Origin of the sequence: Streptomyces sp. MP131-18, assembly GCF_001984575.1 — a bacterium.
GTDB classification, from domain to species: domain Bacteria; phylum Actinomycetota; class Actinomycetes; order Streptomycetales; family Streptomycetaceae; genus Streptomyces; species Streptomyces johnsoniae.
Window position 1 is genome coordinate 7,833,052 of the sequence record NZ_LZNS01000001.1, and the last position, 17,935, is coordinate 7,850,986.

The following is a 17,935-nucleotide window of genomic DNA, read 5'->3' on the forward strand; positions in this document are numbered from 1 at the left end:
CTGTCCGAACGGCCACGTGTGCCGCTGTGAACCGAAAAGCAGATCATCGCAATTATTCTGATGGGGCGTCGCCGGCGACTAAGCGCCGCACGCGATCACGGAGCCGCCGCTCCCGCGGGGCCAGGCAACGCCTGCCCGCGCCGGCCGGAGTCCGCGGCTGCCACGTCGAACTCGAGGTCGTCCACCGTGCTCTGGCACAGCCCGCCCCCGTTGCCGTGCGTGCCCATCATCCCGGCGGTGCCGAGCGCGCGTTCGGGCGCGGCCTTGTCCACCCTCACCCGCATGCGGGCCTCCGCGGACTGGCCGGGCAGCAGCGGCCCGGTGTGGCCGAAGTAGCCGCCGGTCCCCTCGTCCCCCTCGGTGCCGACCCACGCTTCCCCGTCCCACCACTGACCGGCCGTTTCGATGTCCGCGCCGTCGTTGGTGTCGTAGGCCCCGAGGGCGACGAACGTGTACAGCTCGTCCACCGGCTCCTCGTAGGTGTTGGTGATGCGATAGGTGAACTCGGCCCACTCGCCCGCAACGACCGGATCGGGGATGCCCACCAGGTCGATGAGGAGCAGGCCGTCGGAGTCCCACTCCGTGCAGTCCTCCTCCCCGATATCCCCGCCCGGCCGGATCTCGGCAACGGGATGGCTGCCGCCCGCCGCGGCGGCGGGGGAGGGGACGAGCGCCGCCGCCGAGACGACGGCGGCGGACAGCGCGGTGACAGTGACCTTGCGACGAAGACGCATCAATGCCTCACAGGTGAACCACACGTGAACGGATGATCGGGCGTCCGGTACGACTGCGGGCTGCCGCAGGCGGTTGAGGAAAGGCGCGACCCCGCACGGAACCATCACGTCTCCCCCGTAAGCGGAAGGGGCGCCCGCCGTTCGCGGCACCCGGTGTCAGACCCGTCTGCGAGGCTTCCCGGCATGGAACCAGAGCTGCAACTGACCGTCGACTGCACCGACCCGCCCCTCCTGGTCGCGTTCTGGACCCGGGCCCTCGGCTACGTGCCCGAGCCCCCGCCGGGCGGGCACGCCACCTGGCGCGCCTTCTGGGCGGCCACCGGCGTGCCGGAGGAGGAGTTGCCCGAGGGGGCGGGGGAGACGCCGGAGTCGATCGTCGATCCGGACGGCCGCGGGCCCCGGGTGTGGTTCCAGCAGGTCCCGGAGCCGAAGACCGTGAAGAACCGGACGCATCTGGATCTGAAGGTGGGCGGGGGTCGCGGCACTCCGCTCCCCGAGCGCACCCGGCGGGTCTCCGCCAAGGTGCAGCAGCTCACGGCGGCGGGCGCCTCGGTGCTGCGGATCATGGACGAGCCCGGCATGGACTACTACGGCGTCGTGCTGCACGATCCCGAGGGGAACGAGTTCTGCGTGGCCTGACACGGCGGACCACGGACGCGCACCGGCCGCCACGGCCGCGCACGGACCATGGGTAATACCGGATGGCCACCGGGTATGATCCGGTGGCATGGGTGGAGACAAAGCCGACTACGAGCGCATCAGCATCACCGTGCCCCGCGAGCTCGCCGAGGAGCTGCGCGGCATGCGCGACAGCCAGGTGATCGAGTCCGTCTCGGCCTTCGTCACGCGCAGCGTCGCGGGTCAGATCGACCGGGAACGACGGCACCGTGAGAGCACCGAGCGGCTGCGCCACGACTTCGGTCTGGACGAGGACCGGGCCGCGCTGACGCAGGCGTGGGCGGACGACGTCACCAACCGGCGCACGTCGCTGTCCCTCCAGCAGTACCTCGACGCCCGTCGGCGCAGCGTCGCATGAGCCCCGACGCGGTCACCGGAGTCGTCGTCGATGCCTCGTTCCTCACCGACATGGCCACGGCCTACCGCATCGAGCACGAAGTGCTCTCCGACCGGTGGAGCCGCCAGGCCGTCACCGTCAGCGTTCCGCAGACCGAGCTGGTCCTCGCCGAGCGGGACGAGACCGGCCGGGCCCGCGCCGCCCTCGAGCTGCTCCTGGCCCGCTGCGGCCCTTCCGTCGTGATCCGGCCCCTCGACCTGGCCGCGGTCGAGGCGGCCGGTGCCATGATGCGCGAACACCGGATCGAGGACATCGCGCTGGCCCACACCGCCGCCATCGCCGTACCCGCCGGCTGGACGGTGTTCACCACATTCCCCGGGCGTTACAAAGCCATCGGCGTCGACGTCTTCAGCATCGGCTGACCCGCAGGCACGTCCGCACGCGGCGGGTGATCCGCGAGCCGTCCGTACCGCCTCGGCCCGCCGCGGAGGGCTCTCACCCCGTTCGCGGCCGGTGAGCGCGTCGGTCCCGATCGGCTGGATCGTCGGGTCCGCACCGATGGCCGATGCCGTCAGCGCCATGCGCGGCCCGGCCGCCCCGGACGGCGAGCGGTCAGGTCCTCGGGGCCGCGCCCGTCGCGGCGCGCAGGTGCAGCACCGAGCCGATCTCCGCAACGTTCTTGGCCAGCTCGAAGTTGACCCAGGCCGCCACGTTCACCAGCTCCTGTCCCTCCCCCCAGGCCAGGCCCGCCGTCCGCTCCGTGGAGTCCAGATCCGCGTCGGTGAGCGGCAGCAGCGCCGCACGCCACTCGCCCTTCAGCCCGCGCAGCCACTCGGTGGCCGCGGCGGCGTTCCCCGGCCAGGTGATGTCCTCACGTGCGGGAGCGGCGCCGGGGCCGAAACAGTGCCGCAGCGTGGTCGTCCACCAGAACCCGACGTGCCAGGTCAGCCACCCGATGGTGGTCGTCGGCACCGGGTCCGGCTCCGGTACCTGCCAGTCGGCCACCCAGCGGCCCGCCTCGTCCGGAGCGACGGTCCAGCTGTTCGGCGAGGGCTCCCACAGGCAGGCGGCGTCGTCCAGCTCCTCCGCGTGGTACTCGAACAGCATCCAGATCATGTCCAGCTGGCGAACCAGCAGGTCAGCGCGCGATGTCGTCACGCGCGGAGCCTGCCAGCCCCGAACAGCCGGGGCAAACGCTTTACCGTTCCCTTTCCGCCCTTGCGCCCTTCCGCTCACGCCCCCTGCCCCCGATCCGCGCACCGGCAACCGCCCGGTGCCGCCCGCCTCATGGGGGCCGTCGTACGGTGGGGCCATGACGACGATGACGCAAGGCTCGAACCTGCCGCTCCCCGCCGGCGCACCGGCGGTGGCCGTGGAGGTGACGGCAGCCCGGCCGCTCGATGTGTCGGCGCTGCTGGTCACCGCGGCGGGGAAAGTCCGTTCCGACGCGGACTTCGTCTTCTACAACCAGCCGAACGGCCCCGGCGTCTCCTACCGCCCGGCGTCGGCGACCGGACCTGACCGCGTCACGGTGGAGACCGCCGCCGTTCCAGCGGACATCGACAAAGTGGTGGTGACCGCGAGTATCGGCGAGCCGGGCGCCACGTTCGCCGGAACGGAGCCGACCGCCGTGGTCCGCGAGGCCGGCGGCGGGGGAGTGGTCGCCACGTTCACGCCGCCCCCGCTCACCGTGGAGACGGCCCTGGTCGTGGTCGAGCTGTACCGGCGGCAGGGCGCCTGGAAGGTACGGGCCGTCGGGCAGGGGTACGCCGACGGACTCGGCGGCATCGCAACGGACTTCGGGGTCAGCGTGGATGACGACCCGCAGCCCGCTCCGCCCGCTCCGGCGGCCCCGCCCGCCGTGGCGCCTCCGCCGCCGCCCGCCGCCCCTGCCCCGCCGATGAGCCCTCCCCCGAGCGCTTCCATGAGCCCGCCGGTTCCCCCCGCGCCCATGCCCCCGGCTCCGGCGCCCGCCTTCGGGGGAGTCGTCAACCTCGACAAGGGCCGGGTCAGCCTGTCCAAGAACCAGACGGTCTCCCTCGTCAAGTCCGGCCGCCCGCCACTCACCGCCGTGCGGATGGGGCTGGGCTGGGAGCCCGCGCAGGGCGGGCGCAGCATCGATCTCGACGCCTCCGTCATCGCCTTCGACGCGCGCCGCGGCAAGCTCGCCACCTGCTGGTTCATGAAGAAGCGCATCTTCGACGGCGCCATTGAGCACTCGGGCGACAACCTCACCGGCCACGGCGCGGGCGACGACGAGGTCATCACCGTCGACCTCGGCCGCCTCCCGGCGGAGGTCACCGGCCTCGTCTTCGTCGTCAACTCCTTCACCGGGCAGAAGTTCACCGCTGTTGCGAAGGCGTACTGCCGCCTGCTGGACGGGCGTTCCGGCGAATCGGAGCTGGTCCGCTACGACCTCACCCACTCCGAGCCGCAGACCGGTGTCATCCTGTGCAAGTTGGTCCGCCAGTTCTCCGGGGAGTGGCACATGACCGCCATCGGCGAGTACGCCAGCGCCAAGACCGTCCGTGGCATGGCCAAACCCGCCGCCGCCATCCTGTGACGACCGGACGCGTCCAAACGGCAGGAGCGTAATCCCTGACGGCGTAACAGGACTGGTCCTCGAGGGCTTCCCGCGCGGGGCCGATGTGCACCGCGGAGGGCGGCCTTCCGCCCTCCGGGTAACCGAGGACCACTTCGTCGGCGCCTTGGTCACGGGCCGCCACGTCGGCCACCGCTCCGCCGGGGACCGACACGTGCGCCGCAGTGCGATTCCAGGTGTCAGGTTCCGCCCCGGCGCCCCGCCGCGTGACGCACGTAGAGTCCTCCCATGCCCGAACTCCAGCCACTGCGCCACGAACACGCCCCGGCCCTCCTCGCGTTCGAGCGGGAGAACCGGGCCTACTTCGCCGCCTCGATCCCCGACCGCGGCGACGACTACTTCACCCACTTCGACGCGCGGCACAGCGAGATCCTCGCCGAACAAGCCGCTGGGCTGCACCGCTTTCACGTGCTGGTCGGCATGGGCGGCGAAGTGCTGGGCCGGGTCAACCTCATCGACGTGGCGGACGGATCGGCCGATCTGGGGTACCGGATCGCCGAAAAGGCGGCCCGCCGAGGGCTCGCCACCTCGGCCGTCCGGCAGGTCATCACACTGGCCGCCACCGCCTACGGTCTGACCGCGCTGCGCGCCGTCACGACAGTGGACAACGCCGGTTCACGCGCCGTCCTGGCCCGCACCGGATTCGTGCCCGCCGGCGAAACCGTGCTCGGCGGCCGCCCGGGGCTGCGCTTCACCCGCACTCTTCGCGCCCCGGCGGCCGACGCGGGCCCGGCGGCCGGAACCGCTTTCCCTTCCCTCGACGCCACCCCATGATGGACAGATGACCAAGCCCCCCGCGCCACAGCCCGACTGCTGGCTCCACCCCGACGTCGAGCCGCGCCGTTCGCCCATCGAGGGCACCGGGCTGTTCGCCCTGAAGCCGATACCCGCCGGGACTCCCGTGTCCCGGCTCGGCGGCCGCCTGGTCTCCTGGCCCAGGCTCCAAGAGCTCTTTGCCGAGGCCGCCGCCCGGCCCGACCACCCGTACATCGACACCATCACCGTCACCGGGGACTGGCACCTGGTCATGCCGCCGCGCCGCCCCAACGGCTACGGCAACCACAGCTGCGACCCGAACCTGTGGTGGGTCGGCGACTACACCTTCGCCGCGCGGCGGGACATCCCCGCGGGCGCCGAAGTCACCGTCGATTACGCCACGTTGACCGCGCCCGCGTTCACCCTGTCGTGCGACTGCGGCTCCGGGGCCCAGTGCCGCGGGGTGGTCACCGGCGAGGACTGGCGGCGCGCGGAGCTCAGGGAACGCTACGGCGACCACTGGGTCCCGGTGCTCGCCGAGCAGATCGCCGCCCTGCCCTAGCGCAACCCGGTCCGCGGTACCTTCCGGGTGGCCGGGGGTGCCTCGCCGGGCAACGGCACACCGCGCGTCGCGCACGCGCCCGGAACGCGCCGTTCACGCCCCTTAAGGTCCGGTGTCGTGATCCCCACCCAGCCGACGCCTCCCGGCGCGGAACCCGAGCCCTCGCGGCTCCCGCGCCGCGCGTTCCTCCAGGCCGCCGCCACTGTCACCGCAGGCGCCACCGTCACCGTCGCCTCGATCACCTCGCCACCGGCGGCCGCCACGGGCCGGGCCGCCGCGAGCCGTACGGCGTCGCTCACCTTCACCGCCGCGACCAACGGCTCGGCCACGCTCTCCCCGACCGGCGACCGCCTGATCGCCGAAATCCAGGGTGTGCTGTGGTCCCTGCCCCGCGACGGCGGTCGGGCCACCCGCCTCACCCCGCCCGACCTGGAGCCCACCCGCCCCCACTGGTCGCCCGACGGCGGCCGGATCGCCGTCAGCGCCTACCGCGACGGCACCTACCACCTGTTCACCCTGCGCCCCGACGGGTCAGAACTGCGCCGGCTCACCGAGGGCCCCTGGGACGACCGCGCGCCGAGCTGGTCGCCGGACGGCACCCGCATCGCGTTCTGCTCCGACCGCGGCGACGACTCCCACCCCGGCGGGCCCTCCCGCATCTGGACGGTGGACATCCGCACCGGCGCCCTCACCCGGCTCACCGGGCCCCCCGCCCGTCCCGGGGCCGCCCAGGACGGCGCCTGGGAGGACTTCGACCCCACCTGGTCGGTGGACGGGCGGCGCGTCCTCTTCGTCCGGGCCGACGTCACCGCCCCCGGCGAACTCCGTGCCCGCACCGTCGCCGCCGTCCCCGCCGAAGGAACGGGACCGGTCACGGAGGAGCACACCGAGACCGGCGCGGGCCAGATCATGACGCCCGCCGTCTCACCCGAAGGGCGCCTCGCCTACCTGCGCACCACCCCCGCGCCCGCCGCCTCCTGCACGCTCGTGGTCGACGGCGCCACCGTGGACGTGCCCGGCGACGTGCACCCCGCGCCCGTCCGCTGGGTCTCCCACGACGCGCTGCTCCTCACCGTCGACGGCCAGTTCCGCATCGTGCGCCCGGCCGCTCCCACCGACGCCGAAACCGTCCCCTTCACCGCGACCCTCCCCGTCGAACGCCCCCACTACCGCGTCAAGCGGTACGCGTTCGACGACGGCGGGCGCCACCCCGTCCGCGGCCTGCACCTGCCGGCGCTGTCCCCGGACGGCAGCCAGGTCGCGTTCGCCGCCCTCAACTCCCTCTGGACCGCGCCCGTCGACGGCACCGGCCGCCCCCGGCGCCTGCTGACCGCCGCGCCCACCCACTACGTCCTCGCACCCGCCTGGACCCCCGACGGCCGGGGCCTCCTCTACGCCGACGACCGCGACGGCACCCACACCATCCGGCGCCTCGACCTGCGTTCCGGCCGCGAAACAGTGCTCGCCGCCGGCGGCCGCGTCTTCCCTGCACTCTCCCCGGACGGCCGCCGCCTGGCGACCCTGACCCTGGCCGGCGACCTGACCGTCCGCGACCTGCACACCGGGGAGGAACGCACCCTCGCCCGCCCCCTCACCGGCGGCGGACTCCCCGGCCGCCCCAGCTGGTCCCCGGACGGCCACCGCATCGCCCTGTGCGACCGCAACCGCCTCGGCAACCGCTTCCGCGAAGGCCACCACCTCATCCGAGTCCTCGACACCCGGGACGGCACCGAGGCACTGCACGCCCTCGCACCGCACGCCTCACTCTCCGACCGCTACGACTCCGGCCCCGCCTGGTCACCCGACGGCCGCTGGATGGCCGTGATCTCCGAAGCGGCACTCTGGCTGCTCCCGGTACGGCCGGACGGCAGCCCGGACGGGCCGCCGCGCCGCCTCACCTCCGAGGCCGCCGACCACCCCTCCTGGTCCGGCGACTCCCGCACCCTGCTCTACCTTTCGGCCGGGACCCTCCGCCTCGTGGCCGCGACGGGCGGCGACCCCGTCACCGTGCCCGTCGCGCTCCACCACCGCCGCCCCCGCGCCGCCGATGTCGTCATCCGTGCCGGGCGCCTGTGGGACGGCAACGGCGAAACGGTCCACCGGGACATGGACATCATCGTGCGCGAAGGACGCATCGCCGCCGTCGAGCCCCACCGCGCCGGCCGCCGCGCCGACCGCCACCTCGACGCGTCCGGCCGGACAGTGCTCCCCGGGCTCTGGGACACCCACGCGCACCCCTGGCAGTCCACCTACGGCGGCCGCCAGACCGCGCTCCAACTCGCCTACGGCATCACCACCAACGTCTCCTTCGGCGGCTTCGCCCACGAACAGGCCCGCCTGCGCGAAGCCATCGCCGCCGGGGAACTCGCGGGGCCGCGCCTGCTGACCACCGGCGAACTGCTGGACGGCTCCCGCGTCGCCTACAGCATGGGCCGCGCCCACCGCACCCGCGAAGGGCTCCGCCGCTCGCTGTCCCGAGGCGTCGCCCTCGACTGGGACGTCGTCAAAACATATGTCCGCGCCCCCTACTGGATCATGGAGGAGGCCGCGGCGTTCGCCCACGAACGGCTCGGCGTGCGCACCGGCAGCCACTTCTGCTCCCCGGGCATCCAGTCGGGCCAGGATCTGACCACCCACCTCCAGGCCACCAACCGCCGCGCATACGGGTCCGGTACCTCCGCCACCGGCCGCGCCGGCCAGGACGTCACCGAGATCTACACGGCCACCGACTTCCACCTCGTCGCCACCCCGTTCACCGCGATGCCGCTGCTCGGGGCCGACCCCGGCCTCGCCGACGACCCGCGCGTCACCGCACTGATGCCGCCGTGGGACACCGAACTCGTCCGCAGCCGCGCCGCACAGCCGCCGACCGCGGACGAACTGGCCACGCTCGCCACCGAAACGGCCGTCTACCGCCACATCCTGGCCGCCGGCGGCCTCGTCGCCCTCGGCACCGACCAGCCCATCAACCCGGCCGGTCTGCACCTCCACCTCGGCCTCCGCGCCCTGCACCGCGCCGGGCTGTCACCCGCCGCGGCCCTGCGCACCGCCACGTCGATCCCGGCCCGCATGTTCGGCGCCGAAGAGGATCTCGGCACGCTGACGGCGGGAAAGCTCGCGGACCTGACGGTCGTGGACGGCGACCCGTTCACCGACTTCAGCTCCCTGGTGCGCACGGTCAGCGTCCTCCGCGGCGGCCACCCCTTCCACAGGAACGACCTAGTGGCGGCCTTGACCCGCCCCGCCGACGCGCCGCCGCAGGATTCGGGCACCGCGGCCGCACAGTGGCGCGAGGCCGGACGGCTGCTGCGGCGCGACGGCTGCTGTGGCCCGTGACCGGCCGCCGCGCCGCTCCCGCTCACCCGAAACCGCGGACGCGGTGCTGCATCACCCGGTACGGCCACCCGGCGTCGGTGTTCCACTGGCTCACCGAAAGGTGCAGGTCACCGAGCGTGGAACCGGGAATGATGTAGCCGCCGTACAACTGGGCGACGTGCGCGTCGTCCTCCTGCCCCCAGGCACCGCCCCAGATCAGAGTCTGCCGGTGCGCCGTGTAGAGGTTCGACGTGGGCGTGTCCATGATGATGCCGTCGATGCGGTAATCCCCCTCGTTGAACCAGGTCAGGACCCACTTCCCGCCCAGCGGACGCAGGCACAGCTCGCCGAACCGCCCCTCGAGGATCGGGGTCGGCGGATTGCCCCACGCCCAGACTCCGTCCCGGTACCCCCACGGCTCGTAGGCGCCGAGGTCGGTCAGGCGGTCGCTGCGCACCCGGTGCAGAATGATCGGCTTGTCCCGCTGGAACCCGGTCGAATACACGTACACGAACCCGTCGTTCCCCTCGCCCCAGCCGAACAGCTGGAACATGCCGCCGTGCAGGTCGGAGGGGAACTTTGCACCGGTGTGCACCCACGTCGCCCCGGAGTCGTCGGAGCGCCAGATCTCCGTCCAGACGACGTTCCCGAGGCCCTGGTTCACCATCACGTGCAGGTAGATGGTGCCGCCGATCGTGATGACGTCCGACGGCAGCACGGTGGAGAACACCGGATTGTCGTGCTCGTAGAACCAGAACTGCTCCGCAGCGGCCCCGCCGACCGCACCCGACCAGGTGACACCGGCGTTCAGATCGGTCGTGGTGGAGTAGAGGCCGACCGGCGAACGCCACCAGCCCGCGCCGACCGCGGCCCCCTCGAACGTGTCGCCGAACACGAACAGCAGCCGCCCGTCGGGCGTCCGTACCGGTATGCCGAGGTCGGTCGCCTCCATGCGGAAGCGCGTGGTGAGCCCCGGCCCGGTGAGATCGGCGATCTTCCGCACGTCCGGCGCCAGCACGCCGGGGCCGTCCACGGCCCCGGCAGCCGCGGCCACGCCCGGAGCGTGCAGGGCAAGCCCCCCGCCCAGCACGCCACCCACCGCGCCCTTCAAAAACCCTCTGCGTCCGGCACGGACCGGCCCCGTTCCGCGGCGGCTTGCCCTGCTGTCGTCCCGGCTCCTCATGCGGTTCTCCTCGCGACGGTCGTGCCCTCAAGGGCAGCAGCGGCCGGACGAGTGGTCAAGACCTCTCCACCGGGGAAAAGTTCCGGCCGCCGATCCGCCGATCCGCCGATCCGCCGATCCGCCCGGCCGCCCACGCCGGCCGCCCGCGCCGGCCGCGCCGGCCGCGCCGCAACCGCACGGTCAGTGCACGCCCGCGGCCGCCCGTTCCGCCGCGCTGCGCAGCACGCAGAACTCGTTCCCCTCCGGGTCCGCCAGGACGGCCCAGCCGAAACCCCCCGGCTTGCGGTGATCGGCGACGAAGGCCGCACCGAGCGCGAGCAGCCGATCGACTTCTTCCTGGCACGTGGAGTCGGGCCGCAGACACAGGTGCAGCCGGTTCTTCACCGACTTCCCCTCCGGCACCTCGTTGAAGTGGAGCAACGGCCCCTCGGGCAGCAAGACTTGGACCTCGTCATCACCGGGACGGTCCTCCGGGTCCAGCGGATGCCCGGTCACCGCGCTCCAGAACTGGGCCAGCTCGAACGCATTCGCACAGTCGATCGCGACATTCTGAATTGTTGAAACCATTCGGCCGAGTGTGCCGACCCGCGCCCCCGCCCGCCACCGAATAACCACCCGCGCACGGGGGTGCCCCGACGGGGGTCAGCTCCTGAGGAACGCCAGCAGGTCCGCGTGGAACTGCTCCTTGAAGCCCGGAACTCCGGCAAGCCCATGGGGCGCGCCGGGGTAGACCTTCAGCGTGGCGTCGGGGATGATCTCGGCGGACTTCTTCCCCGCCGCGTCGATCGGGACGATCTGGTCGTCGTCCCCGTGGAGCACCAGCGTCGGAATGTCGAACCGCTTCAGGTCCTCGGTGAAGTCCGTCTCCGAGAACGCCTGGACGCAGTCCAGGGCCCCCTTGATGCCCAGCTGCATGCCCATCAGCCAGAAGGCGTCCTTGTTGCCCTGCGTGACATTGTTGTCCGGGCGGTTCGCACCGAAGAACATCTCGGTGAGATCCTGCCAGAACTGCGAGCGTTCCCTGCGGATGCCCTCGCGAATGCCGTCGAAGACGTCGATCGGCGTGCCCTCGGGGTTGGCTGGCGTCTTCAGCATCAGCGGGGGAACGGCGGAGAGCAGCACGGCCTTCCCGACCCGGGACGTGCCGTGCCGGCCGATGTACCGCGCCACTTCACCGCCCCCGGTGGAGTGGCCCACGAGGGTCGCGTCCCGCAGGTCGAGCGCTTCCATGACCTGCGCCAGGTCGTCGGCGTACGTGTCCATGTTGTTGCCGTGCCACGTCTGGGTGGAACGGCCGTGGCCGCGGCGGTCGGGCGCGATGCCGCGGTAGCCGTTCTCGGCGACCAGGTTCATCTGGTCGTCCCAGACATCCGCATTGAGCGGCCAGCCGTGGGAGAAGACGACCGGCGGCCCGTTTCCGCCCCAGTCCTTGAAGAAGATCTCCGCGCCGTCGCGGGTGGTCACGAAGCCCATGCATGCCTCCGGTACGAAGCCGCCGATCAGTGAAACCGTGCAAGCAGAACCATATGCACAAATGGGAAAAATGCCGCTAAGGGGTACCTCGTGTCTCCGCACGCACGCCCGCGCCCGCGCCCGCACCGCGTTCCCCGACCACGAGCCGCCGGCACCGCAAACCCCGGACAGCTCCGGCCCGTTCGACGACGCCCCAGCACTCCCGCGCACGCCGCCCGCCCCGGGCCGACGCGGTAGCCGGCGCGGACATCGACAAGGGCCGCCCCGCCCGGCAGGTGACCCCCGACCGCCGCTCAGCCGCCGACGCCGCCCGCCAGTTCGCCGTCAAGGTCACGGGCGAGCCGCCGGAGCACCGGCCCGTACTCCGGGTGTGCCAGCGCCGACGCCATCTGCGCGACCAGATAATCCGCCGGATTCCCGGTGTCGTACCAGCGGCCCGAGATCACCTGCCCGTACACGGCGCGCCCCGCCGCATAGGCGTTGATGGCGTCCGTCAGATAGATCTCGCCGCGCCGGTGCTCGTACCAGCGGCGGGTCTGCTCGCGCAATTCGTCGACGATGCCAGGAGTGATCACATACCCGCCGATGGCAGCGAACGCCGACGGCGCGTCCGCCGGCTTCGGCTTCTCCACCAGGCCGGTGATGCGCAGCAACCCGTTGTCCAGATCCTCCTTCACCACCGGCACGCCGTAGCGCGGAGCGTCCGCAGCTTCCATCGGCATCAAAGCGAGCACAGGGCAATGGGTCGCCTCGAACGCGCGGATCAGCTGCTGGGCGCGCGGCACCGCCGCCACGAACACGTCGTCCGGCCACAGCACGAGCATCGGCTCGTCGCGGAAGTGCCGCGCGGCGTTCAGCACCGGAGTCCCGTTCCCGTACGGGCCATGCTGGTCGAGGTAGGTGATGTGCCCCTGCCGGGCCAGCTCGGCGACCTCCTCGACGGCCTGCGCATAGGCCGTCTTCCCGTCCGCACGCAGCCGCTCCACAAGCGCCGGATTCGGCCGGAAATGCTCCTGGATCAGGGACTTCCCGCCCGAGATGACGATGGTGATGTCCGTGATGCCGGAGGCGACGAGCTCCCGCACGGTGTGCTCGATCACCGGCATGTCGCCGACGGGCAGCATCTCCTTGGGAATGGCCTTCGTCAGCGGCAGCAGACGGGAACCGAGTCCCGCCGCCGGAATCACTGCCCTGGAGATCGTCGGGGCCATCGGGTTCCCTCGCTCGAACGGCATGCCGAACCGGCCGGCACGGCACGTTCAGACGCTACCAACGCCCCCTGCCCACGGCGCAGTCCCCACCCCGCACCGCCCTGACCGACTTCGACCGATAAAGGCGACAGCTCCTGTTACCGCCGGGGAGCATCACAGACCAAGGACGCACCGAACGTCTCACCCCACGAGGAGAACGTGCGCATGATCCGCAAGCTGACCGCCGCCCTCGCCCTCGCCGCCGCCCTGGCACTGACGAGCCCCGCCCACTCCCACGCCTCACCGGCCGTTCCCGACATCAGCGAGGCCGACCTCGCCCGCGCCGCCGCAGCCTGCACGAGCGGCTGGGTCTGTTTCTGGAGCGGCCACAACTTCAGCGGCTCGAAGTGCCAGTGGGACGTCGCCGACCGCGACTGGCTCGGCGGCGACGCCCGCTGCTCCTGGTCCAAGGGCACCGCCGTCAAGTCCGTGTTCAACGCGGGCGTCTCCGGCAGCCTGACCGGCGTCGCCTACTACACCGGAGCCGACTACACCAACCGCATCGGCTGCACCCCGCAGGGCCTCGGCGGCAACCTCGCGGGCACCTACACGGTCCGGTCCCACCGGTGGATCAACACCTCCTGCGGCTGACCGCCGATCGCCCGGCGCGGCCCCGCCGGGCACCACAACGCAGCAATCCCGCGCAGCTCGCCCGGAGCGGCCGGCCCCCCGGGAGACGCGCCGGCCGGCGGGCGCACCCATCCGCCGTCCCCCGGCCCTCAGCCGGAAACGTGGCCCGACTGCCCGACCGGCAGCCCGGCGAGCCGCTGACGGAACGCCTCCAGGGCGCCCGGCCGCCGACCGGGGACCGCGCGGCGCAGCGGCTCCAGTTCCTCGCCGAGCAGCCGGGCGGCCACCGGCTCCACCACGCGCAGCCAGCAGTGGTGCGCCTGGTCCACCGCCAGCACCACCTCCGCGGAGTCGGCGGCCTCACCGGCCGCGAGCCGCGACACCGCCACGCGTATCCACCCGGCCGCGGCCCGCTGCGGCTGCCCCGCCAGCCACGCAATGTCCGCCTGCACCTCCAGCCAGTGCACGGCCTCGCGCGAACGCGGCCCGCCGGCCCGCAGCGCGGCCTGCTCGTGCGCCGCCGCCAGCGCCGCGGCCTCCGCGTAACGGCCTGCCCTGGCAGCCGCACGGACCGACCCGTGCGGATCGGGCGCCGCGGGCACCGTCGGCACCGCCTGGGCGCCGAGCACCAGGCGGGACGTCCGGCTCACCTCCGCCTGCTCAAGCACCGCCTGATGCAGCTCCGCCAGCGGCGGCCGCCTCGCCACCGACCGCAGAACCTCCGCGAGCGCATGCGCGTACCTGGGCCGCGCCGTCCGCCGCCGGGGCGGCGGTGGGGCGAGCGTTCCGAATACCCGCAGCCCGCCGTCCGCCAGCGCCAGAGAGCCGCGCCGCTCCCAGACCGCGGCATCGGCCACAAGATCCGCCAGTACCACCGTCGACTCGGCCGGCCGCGACCGCAGTTCAGCCACCACCCACGGCCACGGCACCCCGTCGTACCGCACGGACCGCGGCGTGCTCCTGGCCAGCGCCACGTGCGGAGTCAGCCCCTTGTCGAGCAGCAACTGACCGACGACGACCAAAAGCAGCGGTCCCGGGTGCGCGGCGGCGGTCCGCAGCGCGGCGAGCACCGTGTGCGGATTCGACGGGTGTGCCAACTGCACCACGCTGCCGACCTGCGCCCCCGCCAGCACGTCCGGCGGAACGGCGGCCAGCCCCGGCAGTACGCCGTCCACGTCGACCAGCGCGCCACGAGCCGGTGCCGCGGCCAGCAGCAGGGCGTACCCCGACCGCGTCAAGTCCTCCGCCTGCCCAGCCCTGTTGATCACCATGCCCGCACGGTAACCGGCCGCCTCGGCCCACGGTGGACCAGCCCGGGACGACACCCCGCGCCGGCCTCCCCGGCCGGGTCGTAGCGGTCTCCATGCTTGCGCAAGACGTCGTATGCGCCGGCGGGCGCGGGCATCGGCGAGCCCACGGGGTCGACGGTGCGCGGGTGTAGCCACGCAGTAAGCGCTCTCTATACGGTTGGTGGCATCCATCTGTGGCGCCCAAGTCATCCGAGAAAACCGCCCGTTGGAGGAGACGCCATGAAACGCCGCACTTTTACGCGCCTCGCGGCCGCCGCCCCGCTCCTCGGTACGCTCACCGAGCTGCACGCCGAAACGGCCCGAGCCGCCGGGCCCGGCCGGACCGTCACCGCCATGAGCAGCGCCGGCCGCTTCATGAACGAGCACCTCTCCTACCGCGGCGCCTACGTCTGGGCCTACCGGCCGGACCTCTCCCGCACCTGGGGCGAAATGGAAGCCCGGCGCACCATGTGCTGGGTGCAGCCCCCCGGGACGCCCACCGTCGGCCACAGCATGCTCGACGCCTATTACGCCACGGGCGAGGAACCCTTCTATGCCGCGGCCGAACGCACCGGACTAGCCCTCGTGAACGTGCAGTTGCCCTGCGGCGGCTGGAACTACGTGCACGACTTCGCCGGAGAGAACGCCCTGAAGCGGTGGTACGCGACCGTCGGAGCCAACGGCTGGCGGCTGGAAGAATTCCAGCACCACTACGGAAACGCCACCTTCGACGACGCCGGCACCACCCTGTCCGCCCAGCTGCTGCTGCGGCTCTACCTGGAACGGCGTCACCCACGGATCAAAGCAGCCCTGGACCGGGCGATCGCCTTCGTGCTGAGCGCCCAGTTCAAGGGCGGCGCAGCGGACGGCGGCTGGCCACAGCGCTACCCGCGCGTTCCGGGCGCCGTCGATGACATGCCGTGGCCGGACCACCGTCCGCCCTGGCTGCCCGCGGACGTCCGGCACGGCATGGAGGACGGCGAGTACACCGGCCACCTGACCTTCAACGACGGTGTGCTGATCGGGAACCTGACCTTCCTGCTGATGTGCGCCAACACCCTGGGGCGGCGCGATCTGGTGCCCGCCGTGGAACGGGCCATGGCCATGGTCCACCGCCTCCAGCAGCCGGCCCCGCAACCCGGCTGGGGCCTCCAGCACCTTTCCGTCCCCCGCGACGGCCGGCCCGCCGGGGCCCCGGCGGGGGCCCGTTCGTACGAGCCGCGCGGGCTGGCCCCGGAAATCACGCAGAACATGATCCGCCACCTCTGTACGTTCGTGCTCCTGACCGGCGACCGCTCCCACCTGCGCCGCGTCCCCGAAGCCATCCGGTGGCTGGAGACCTGCCGACTGACCGAGGAGCAGATCGCGGAAAACCCCCTGCTCACCAACCGCACCCATCCGACCTACGTCGAACTCGGCACCAACCGGGCCCGCTTCACCCATCGCTTCGGTTCCAACATCCGCAACGGCGCCTACTACTTCGACTACGACCACAAGAACACCCTCGGCCACTCGCACGCCGCCAAACGGCTGAACATACCGAGCCTGTGGGAGACCTACGACCAGCTCATGACGATGAACGACGCGGAACTGGCCGACTGGCGCGCCGCGTCGCCCCTCACCTCCGGCGGACGCATCCCGCTGCCGCGCTACTTCACCGTCGCCGACATCGAGTTGACCCATCTCTTCCGCGGAGCCACGTTGCCGCTCCCCACGGTCGAAGAGACCGAAGCCGCCGAACTGGTCGCGGGTCTCGGCAACCGCGACCACTGGCTGGTCCCGCTGGACTTCACCACCAACCCCTGCCTCGGCCCGCCGCCCGTCGCGCCCTACGACGGCACGGCCTTCATGAGCACGCACGTCGGCGACACGTACGACACCTCGCCCTACGACCCGGCCGCGCCGCCGGCGGAAGCGCCGTACGAACCGCGCGAGCCCGAGCAGGGAATAACGACCGACTCGTACACGGCAAACATGGCACGGCTCATCGCCTACGTCGCCACCCGCTCCGGCACCCCGCCCGAGTGAGCCCGCCCGCCGGAGAGACGGGCACACGCGCGGCAACGCTCCGCCGTTCACGGCCCGGCGCCGTTCCCACCCCGCTCCCGCCGCCACCCGGCAGCACCTGCACGGGCGAAGACGGGCCCTGCGGCACACGCGCGCAGCCGCCGCGGGACGGCGCCGGGCCGGGTCTCACCCCACGCTCCCCGCGCCACCGTCGCCGGAGCCCTCGATCACCTCGATCAGACTGGCCAGGCCCTCGCCCCCGAACCCGAGGCCGAGGCGCTGGTCGATCAGTCCCTTCAGATGCTCCAGCCGGGCCGTGTCGATTCCGCGGGAGCGCCGCAGACCGATCATGGCGTCCGCCATCGGCGCGAGGTAATCGAGGCGGCCGAAGGTCTCCGGATCGTAGTCACCACTGACCGTCTGCCCGGCGATGACGGGCAGCAGCGGAGCGAGGCCCTGGAGCGTACTCTGCAACACCGAGGCGAACGCGTCCGTGGGGCCGTTCTCCCGGCGGACCAGGGCCAAGGTGTGCAGGTATCCGGCCCAGAACTCGAGCAGGAAACCAACCACCGCAGCCTCGAACAAGGCGCCGAGACCAGGGTCGTCCCCCACATGGCGCACATCCCCGCCCAGCGCGCGCAGCGTCTCCTGGTGCCGGTCGAAAACCTCGCGGGGCCCCGCGCACAGCAGCAGTGCCTCCGGCCGGCCGATGGCCTGGTAGCCCGCCATGAACGGAACCGACGCATAGGAGGCACCGTGCTCGGCCGCCACCGCGGCGGCGGCCCGCGCCTCGTCGGGGGTGAGCGTGGTCACCACGAGCACGGTCCGGCCGGCGAGGCTCGCACCCGCAGCGGAGAGCGTCTGCCGCACCGCCTGGAAGTCGCCCACGCACAGGACGAGTAGCGCGGCACCAGCGGCCGCGTCGGCGGGGGAGTCCGCGACTCGGGCGCCCGCCTCGGCCTGCGGCCCTGTCCTGGCCGCGGTGCGATTCCACACACAGGTGGGGTGGCCGGCCGCCAGTAGCGCTTCGGCGATGGCCCCGCCCAGACGTCCGGTGCCGAGCACGGCGACGCCGTCAGCCGGCGGGCGTTGAACGGGCGGCAGCGTTGCGGTCGGTCGCGTTCGCTTCATCACTGTCCTTCGGGTCTTGCCTTCGGGCCGTACCTGGGTCTTGCTCTG

At 72.5% G+C, this 17,935-nt stretch carries 17 protein-coding genes; 9 read left to right on the top strand and 8 right to left on the bottom strand.

Going from position 1 to position 17,935, the window contains the following annotated elements; genetic code table 11:
- Positions 1 to 95: 95 nt before the first annotated feature.
- A complete protein-coding gene (locus tag STBA_RS34785; protein WP_077062972.1) occupies positions 96 to 734 on the bottom strand; it encodes a hypothetical protein in 639 nt (212 codons plus the stop codon).
- Positions 735 to 917: 183 nt separating this feature from the next.
- Between STBA_RS34785 and STBA_RS34790 the strand changes: the two genes are divergently transcribed.
- From STBA_RS34790 to STBA_RS34800, 3 genes are all read left to right on the top strand, one after another.
- Positions 918 to 1,373 (top strand): VOC family protein, encoded by a 456-nt coding sequence (locus STBA_RS34790; protein WP_077062973.1) that lies wholly within the window; start codon positions 918 to 920, stop codon positions 1,371 to 1,373.
- Positions 1,374 to 1,461: 88 nt separating this feature from the next.
- Positions 1,462 to 1,770 (top strand): hypothetical protein, encoded by a 309-nt coding sequence (locus STBA_RS34795; protein ID WP_077062974.1) that lies wholly within the window; start codon positions 1,462 to 1,464, stop codon positions 1,768 to 1,770.
- The gene (locus STBA_RS34800; protein ID WP_077062975.1) at positions 1,767 to 2,171 is read left to right on the top strand and encodes a hypothetical protein; all 405 of its coding nucleotides are present in this window, start codon (positions 1,767 to 1,769) and stop codon (positions 2,169 to 2,171) included. The genes STBA_RS34795 and STBA_RS34800 overlap by 4 nt, the downstream gene beginning before the upstream one ends.
- A 190-nt stretch (positions 2,172 to 2,361) precedes the next feature.
- Here the strand turns inward: STBA_RS34800 and STBA_RS34805 are convergent, their stop codons facing one another.
- Positions 2,362 to 2,907, bottom strand: coding sequence for a DinB family protein (locus STBA_RS34805; RefSeq protein ID WP_107485167.1), 546 nt, complete (start codon positions 2,905 to 2,907; stop codon positions 2,362 to 2,364).
- A gap of 154 nt (positions 2,908 to 3,061) precedes the next feature.
- Here STBA_RS34805 and STBA_RS34810 point away from each other — a divergent pair, with 154 nt between their 5' ends.
- From STBA_RS34810 to STBA_RS34825, 4 genes are all read left to right on the top strand, one after another.
- Entirely contained in the window at positions 3,062 to 4,312 is a 1,251-nt protein-coding gene (locus STBA_RS34810) for a TerD family protein (protein ID WP_077062977.1), read from the top strand.
- A gap of 267 nt (positions 4,313 to 4,579) precedes the next feature.
- Positions 4,580 to 5,125: a GNAT family N-acetyltransferase gene (locus STBA_RS34815; RefSeq protein ID WP_077062978.1), complete on the top strand. Its 546-nt coding sequence runs from the start codon at positions 4,580 to 4,582 to the stop codon at positions 5,123 to 5,125.
- 7 nt (positions 5,126 to 5,132) lie between these two features.
- Positions 5,133 to 5,669 carry an SET domain-containing protein gene (locus tag STBA_RS34820; RefSeq protein WP_077062979.1) on the top strand — a complete coding sequence of 179 codons (537 nt, stop codon included), beginning with the start codon at positions 5,133 to 5,135 and terminating at the stop codon, positions 5,667 to 5,669.
- A gap of 117 nt (positions 5,670 to 5,786) precedes the next feature.
- Entirely contained in the window at positions 5,787 to 9,005 is a 3,219-nt protein-coding gene (locus STBA_RS34825; protein WP_253195193.1) for an amidohydrolase family protein, read from the top strand.
- A 22-nt stretch (positions 9,006 to 9,027) separates the two neighbouring features.
- Here the strand turns inward: STBA_RS34825 and STBA_RS34830 are convergent, their stop codons facing one another.
- The 4 genes from STBA_RS34830 to STBA_RS34845 all read right to left on the bottom strand — a co-directional run bounded on the left by STBA_RS34830 (position 9,028) and on the right by STBA_RS34845 (position 12,851).
- The gene (locus STBA_RS34830) at positions 9,028 to 10,038 is read right to left on the bottom strand and encodes a DUF4185 domain-containing protein (RefSeq protein ID WP_253195194.1); all 1,011 of its coding nucleotides are present in this window, start codon (positions 10,036 to 10,038) and stop codon (positions 9,028 to 9,030) included.
- A gap of 309 nt (positions 10,039 to 10,347) precedes the next feature.
- The gene (locus STBA_RS34835; protein ID WP_077062981.1) at positions 10,348 to 10,734 is read right to left on the bottom strand and encodes a VOC family protein; all 387 of its coding nucleotides are present in this window, start codon (positions 10,732 to 10,734) and stop codon (positions 10,348 to 10,350) included.
- A 75-nt stretch (positions 10,735 to 10,809) separates the two neighbouring features.
- Positions 10,810 to 11,640 (bottom strand): alpha/beta hydrolase, encoded by an 831-nt coding sequence (locus STBA_RS34840; protein WP_077062982.1) that lies wholly within the window; start codon positions 11,638 to 11,640, stop codon positions 10,810 to 10,812.
- A 293-nt stretch (positions 11,641 to 11,933) separates the two neighbouring features.
- Positions 11,934 to 12,851 (bottom strand): UTP--glucose-1-phosphate uridylyltransferase, encoded by a 918-nt coding sequence (locus tag STBA_RS34845; protein WP_077062983.1) that lies wholly within the window; start codon positions 12,849 to 12,851, stop codon positions 11,934 to 11,936.
- A 204-nt stretch (positions 12,852 to 13,055) separates the two neighbouring features.
- Here STBA_RS34845 and STBA_RS34850 point away from each other — a divergent pair, with 204 nt between their 5' ends.
- The gene (locus STBA_RS34850) at positions 13,056 to 13,481 is read left to right on the top strand and encodes a peptidase inhibitor family I36 protein (protein ID WP_077062984.1); all 426 of its coding nucleotides are present in this window, start codon (positions 13,056 to 13,058) and stop codon (positions 13,479 to 13,481) included.
- 128 nt (positions 13,482 to 13,609) lie between these two features.
- On the opposite strand, the gene STBA_RS34855 is transcribed toward STBA_RS34850, so the two are convergent.
- Positions 13,610 to 14,731: a hypothetical protein gene (locus STBA_RS34855; RefSeq protein ID WP_077062985.1), complete on the bottom strand. Its 1,122-nt coding sequence runs from the start codon at positions 14,729 to 14,731 to the stop codon at positions 13,610 to 13,612.
- Between the two features lie 258 nt (positions 14,732 to 14,989).
- Here STBA_RS34855 and STBA_RS34860 point away from each other — a divergent pair, with 258 nt between their 5' ends.
- Positions 14,990 to 16,777 (top strand): pectate lyase, encoded by a 1,788-nt coding sequence (locus tag STBA_RS34860; RefSeq protein ID WP_077062986.1) that lies wholly within the window; start codon positions 14,990 to 14,992, stop codon positions 16,775 to 16,777.
- 165 nt (positions 16,778 to 16,942) lie between these two features.
- On the opposite strand, the gene STBA_RS34865 is transcribed toward STBA_RS34860, so the two are convergent.
- A complete protein-coding gene (locus tag STBA_RS34865; RefSeq protein WP_077062987.1) occupies positions 16,943 to 17,887 on the bottom strand; it encodes an NAD(P)-binding domain-containing protein in 945 nt (314 codons plus the stop codon).
- Positions 17,888 to 17,935: the final 48 nt, after the last annotated feature.

Bases quoted from the DNA above. Each gene is read 5' to 3' on its own strand.
- STBA_RS34785 (WP_077062972.1), bottom strand. From the start codon at position 734: ATGCGTCTTCGTCGCAAGGTCACTGTCACCGCGCTGTCCGCCGCCGTC.
- STBA_RS34790 (WP_077062973.1), top strand. From the start codon at position 918: ATGGAACCAGAGCTGCAACTGACCGTCGACTGCACCGACCCGCCCCTC.
- STBA_RS34795 (WP_077062974.1), top strand. From the start codon at position 1,462: ATGGGTGGAGACAAAGCCGACTACGAGCGCATCAGCATCACCGTGCCC.
- STBA_RS34800 (WP_077062975.1), top strand. From the start codon at position 1,767: ATGAGCCCCGACGCGGTCACCGGAGTCGTCGTCGATGCCTCGTTCCTC.
- STBA_RS34810 (WP_077062977.1), top strand. From the start codon at position 3,062: ATGACGACGATGACGCAAGGCTCGAACCTGCCGCTCCCCGCCGGCGCA.
- STBA_RS34815 (WP_077062978.1), top strand. From the start codon at position 4,580: ATGCCCGAACTCCAGCCACTGCGCCACGAACACGCCCCGGCCCTCCTC.
- STBA_RS34820 (WP_077062979.1), top strand. From the start codon at position 5,133: ATGACCAAGCCCCCCGCGCCACAGCCCGACTGCTGGCTCCACCCCGAC.
- STBA_RS34835 (WP_077062981.1), bottom strand. From the start codon at position 10,734: ATGGTTTCAACAATTCAGAATGTCGCGATCGACTGTGCGAATGCGTTC.
- STBA_RS34840 (WP_077062982.1), bottom strand. From the start codon at position 11,640: ATGGGCTTCGTGACCACCCGCGACGGCGCGGAGATCTTCTTCAAGGAC.
- STBA_RS34845 (WP_077062983.1), bottom strand. From the start codon at position 12,851: ATGGCCCCGACGATCTCCAGGGCAGTGATTCCGGCGGCGGGACTCGGT.
- STBA_RS34850 (WP_077062984.1), top strand. From the start codon at position 13,056: ATGATCCGCAAGCTGACCGCCGCCCTCGCCCTCGCCGCCGCCCTGGCA.
- STBA_RS34855 (WP_077062985.1), bottom strand. From the start codon at position 14,731: ATGGTGATCAACAGGGCTGGGCAGGCGGAGGACTTGACGCGGTCGGGG.
- STBA_RS34860 (WP_077062986.1), top strand. From the start codon at position 14,990: ATGAAACGCCGCACTTTTACGCGCCTCGCGGCCGCCGCCCCGCTCCTC.
- STBA_RS34865 (WP_077062987.1), bottom strand. From the start codon at position 17,887: ATGAAGCGAACGCGACCGACCGCAACGCTGCCGCCCGTTCAACGCCCG.